This is a genomic window from Myxococcus sp. CA039A, assembly GCF_013336645.1.
Lineage (GTDB): Bacteria > Myxococcota > Myxococcia > Myxococcales > Myxococcaceae > Myxococcus > Myxococcus llanfairpwllgwyngyllgogerychwyrndrobwllllantysiliogogogochensis.
The window spans coordinates 1-3,836 of the sequence record NZ_JABUMQ010000548.1; the positions used below are offsets into that span (position 1 = coordinate 1).

The 3,836-nt window shown below is 68.2% G+C and carries 2 protein-coding genes; both read left to right on the plus strand.

Annotation, left to right across the window (positions count from 1 at the left end):
• The first annotated feature begins 100 nt into the window (after positions 1–100).
• A complete protein-coding gene (locus HR086_RS45390) occupies positions 101–2,470 on the plus strand; it encodes an arylsulfatase (protein WP_174468767.1) in 2,370 nt (789 codons plus the stop codon).
• 83 nt (positions 2,471–2,553) lie between these two features.
• Entirely contained in the window at positions 2,554–3,630 is a 1,077-nt protein-coding gene (locus tag HR086_RS45395; protein WP_174468768.1) for an MBL fold metallo-hydrolase, read from the plus strand.
• The last annotated feature ends 206 nt before the right edge of the window (positions 3,631–3,836 follow it).

Sequence of the window (3,836 nt, forward strand, 5' to 3'; positions counted from 1 at the left end):
GCTCGGGGGTGGCTTGAAGGCGCGTCCAGGGGGGCCCACCTGTCTCCATGGTGCCGTGCCCTCGGTTTTCTTTGCGCCCGGCGCAGCAAGGACTCGTGCGATGGCCAGGAAGCCTCGGTTCCCTCGGAAGGTGGATCGCCACGTCTACCCAGGCCCGGAGTACCGCTTCTCGAAAGCGAAGATCGGGCTGACCTATCAGGACTCGAAGCCCGACTTCCCGCGCCAGCCGAACGCGCCAGCGCGCGCGCCCAACGTGCTGCTCGTGCTGCTGGACGACGTGGGCTATGGGTGGTCCAGCGCGTTCGGCGGACGGGTCGCGATGCCGACGGCCGAGCGGCTCGCGCGGAGCGGGTTGAAGTATTGCCAGTTCCACACCACCGCGCTCTGCTCTCCCACGCGGGCCGCGCTGCTCACCGGCCGCAACCACCACAGCGCCGCGTCGGGCGTCATCGGCGAGATAGGCACGGGCTACCCCGGCTACACGGGCATCATCCCCAAGAGCTGTGGAACCATCGCGGAGACCCTCCAACAGAATGGTTACGGCACGGCCTGGTGGGGGAAGAACCACAACGTCCCCGACAACCAGACGAGCGCGGCGGGGCCGTTCGACAACTGGCCCACGCAGCGGGGCTTCGACTACTTCTACGGCTTCATCGGCGGTGAGACGGACCAGTTCCGTCCCGCGCTCTATCGGGGCACGGAGCCCGTGGAGGCCGGCCGGACGCCCGAGGAGGGCTATCAGCTCACGCGAGACCTCGCGGATGACTGCATCGGGTGGATGCGCCAGCAGAAGTCGATTGCCCCACAGCGTCCGCTGTTCCTCTATCTCGCACCCGGCGCGGGCCATGCGCCGCACCAGCCACCACTCGACTGGCGAGGCCGGCATCAGGGGAAGTTCGACCAGGGCTGGGACGCCTATCGCGAGGAGGTGTTCAAGCGGCAGATAGAGCTGGGCGTGGTTCCTCCCGACGCGAAGCTCACCGCGCGCCCCGCGGAGATTCCCGCCTGGGACTCCTTCGACGACGAGCAGAAGCAGCTCTTCAGTCGCATGGCGGAGAACTACGCGGACTTCCTGTCCCACGCGGACCACGAGGTGGGCCGAGTCGTCCAGGCACTCGACGACCTGGGTGAGCTGGAGAACACGCTCGTGCTCTACATCATCGGAGACAATGGCTCGAGCGCGGAGGGCACGCTCACGGGCACCCTCAACGAGATGCTGACGCTGGGAGGGTACGCGCCCGACCTCCAGCAGCTCCTGGACCGACAGGACGAGATAGGCCTGCCGGGCACGTCGCCGCACTACCCGGTGGGCTGGGCCTGGGCGGGCGACACGCCGTTCCAGTGGACGAAGCAGGTGGCCTCGCACTTCGGTGGCACGCGCAACCCGATGATTGTTTCGTGGCCTCGCGAAATCACCGAGGGAGGTGGCTCGCGCTTCCAGTTCCACCACATCATCGACATCGCGCCCACGTTGCTGGAGGTCATCGGCATCACCGAGCCGACGATGATGAAGGGCACGCCGCAGAAGCCCATCGAGGGCGTCAGCCTGGCGTACACCTTCGATGAAAAGGCCGAGGACGCTCCGAGCACGCGGACCACCCAGTACTTCGAGATGTTCGGCAACCGGGCGCTGTATCGCGATGGCTGGATGGCCTCATGCCGACATGGCCGGTTGCCGTGGCAGACGGTGGGAACGGCGGACTTCGCCAAGGACCGCTGGGAGCTTTATGACCTCCGGGGCGACTACAGCCAGGCGGTGGACGTCGCGGCCCGACATCCCGAGAAGCTGCGCGAGCTCCAGGACCTGTTCATGGTGGAGGCGGCGAAGTACGACGTGCTGCCCCTGGATGACCGGTTCATCGAGCGCGCGGACGTCACGCTCCGCCCGAGCTGGTTCTACGGGCGCAAGCGCGTCACGTTCTACTCGGGCATGACCTATCTGCCGGAGGGCAGCGCGCCGAAGACGAACAACATCAGCTACACGCTCACCGTCGGAGCGGACCTTCCCTCGGAGGGCACCGAGGGCGTGCTGGTCTGCGTGGGCGGAGACATGGGTGGTTGGTCGCTGTACGTGAAGGACCGGCGGCTCGTGTACCACTACAACTTCTTCGACGTGGAGCGGCACGAGGCCGTGTCGGACATCGAGGTCCCCACGGGGCGGGTGGAGCTGAAGCTCGCGTTCACCAATGAGTCCGACACGCTGGGCGGCCCCGCGTCGGCACGCATCTTCATCAACGGCAAGGACGTGGGCCACGTGGCGATTCCGCGTCAGTGTCGCGGGCGTTTCAGCACCGAGTGCATGGATGTCGGAATGGACTCTCGTTCGCCCGTGAGCCGCGGGTACCTGGACCGGGGGACGTTCCCCTTCACGGGCCGCATCGAGTACGCCACCTTCGACTTCGACCTGGAGGTCGCCAACCGCGAGCTGACGGCCGAGGAGCGGTTGGAGCAGCACGTCCGACTGGACTGACTTCCACCCGCCGGGAGGGCGACCCATCGCTCGCCCTCCTGGTGGGGTGGCCAGAATCGGGCCAAGGCGTTAGACACGACGACATGTCTTCTTCCAGCCGTGGTGGGCATATCTCGGGGCTGCGACTCGAGCGGGTGAGCGCCTCCCGCCAGTTCGCGGAGGGTCGGTTCCGCAACACCGCGCCCGTGCACCCTGGCATCCAGGGCAACCCCCTGCCGTTGCTCGGCGAGTACTTCTTCGGGGGCGCGCAGCGCACGCCTCCGGGGCCGTTGCCCCTGGAGAACCCGCTGGAAGCCTGGGGACGGAGGCCCGACACCGGCCTGCGGGTGACGTGGCTGGGGCACAGCACGATGCTGCTGGAGCTGGACGGCGCGCGCATCCTGACGGACCCCGTGTTCGGCGAGCGTGCCTCGCCCATGTCCTTCGCCGGGCCTCGGCGTTTCCACGAGGCGCCGGTGTCCCTGGACGCGTTGCCGGAGCTGGACGTGGTGCTGCTGTCGCACGACCACTATGACCACCTGTGCCGGCCCACCATCCAGGCCCTGGCGAAGCGGCGCGTTCCGTTCGTCACGGCCCTGGGCGTGGGGGCCCACCTGGAGGCCTACGGTGTGGCGCCGGAGCTGATCACCGAGCTGGACTGGTGGGAGCGGACCACGGTGGGACCGGTGACACTCACCGCCACGCCGTCGCAGCACTTCTCCGGGCGCGGCTTGGGCGACCGGAACCGGACGCTGTGGGCGTCCTGGGTTCTGGAGGGTGACAAGCACCGCCTCTTCTTCAGTGGTGACACAGGGCTGACGGAGGAGCTGCGCGAAGTGGGGCGGAGACATGGTCCGTTCGACCTGGTGATGCTGGAGGTGGGTGCCTTTCATCCGAGCTGGGGCACCATCCACCTGGGACCGGAGAACGCGCTCAAGGCCCACGAGATGCTCGGGGGCGGCCGGTTGATGCCGGTGCACTGGGGCACCTTCAACCTGGCCCTGCACGCATGGGATGAGCCCGCGGAGACGCTGCTCCGGCTGGCCTCCGAGCAGCAGGTCCGGCTCTTCACGCCTCGCCTGGGGGCCGCGAGCGAGCCCCTGCGCCTGGAGCAGGCCACGCCCTGGTGGCGGGAAGTCTCGGCGGGAGTGCTGGCCCCAGGGCCCATCCTGGGCGGGTAGGCGGGCGTTCCATCGACCGGGCGGCGGGGCTTCGCGGGACCCCTGAGTCGATGTCTTGGAACGCGGGCGGGGGGATGGGCATCTCTCCCTCAGCAGGTGGATACCACCATGACCATGCCCCTCATCGCGCTCGCGGCTGTCGGTTCAGGTGCGCTGCACGCACTGGCGGGACCGGACCATCTGCTGAGTCTCGCCCCTCTTTCGGT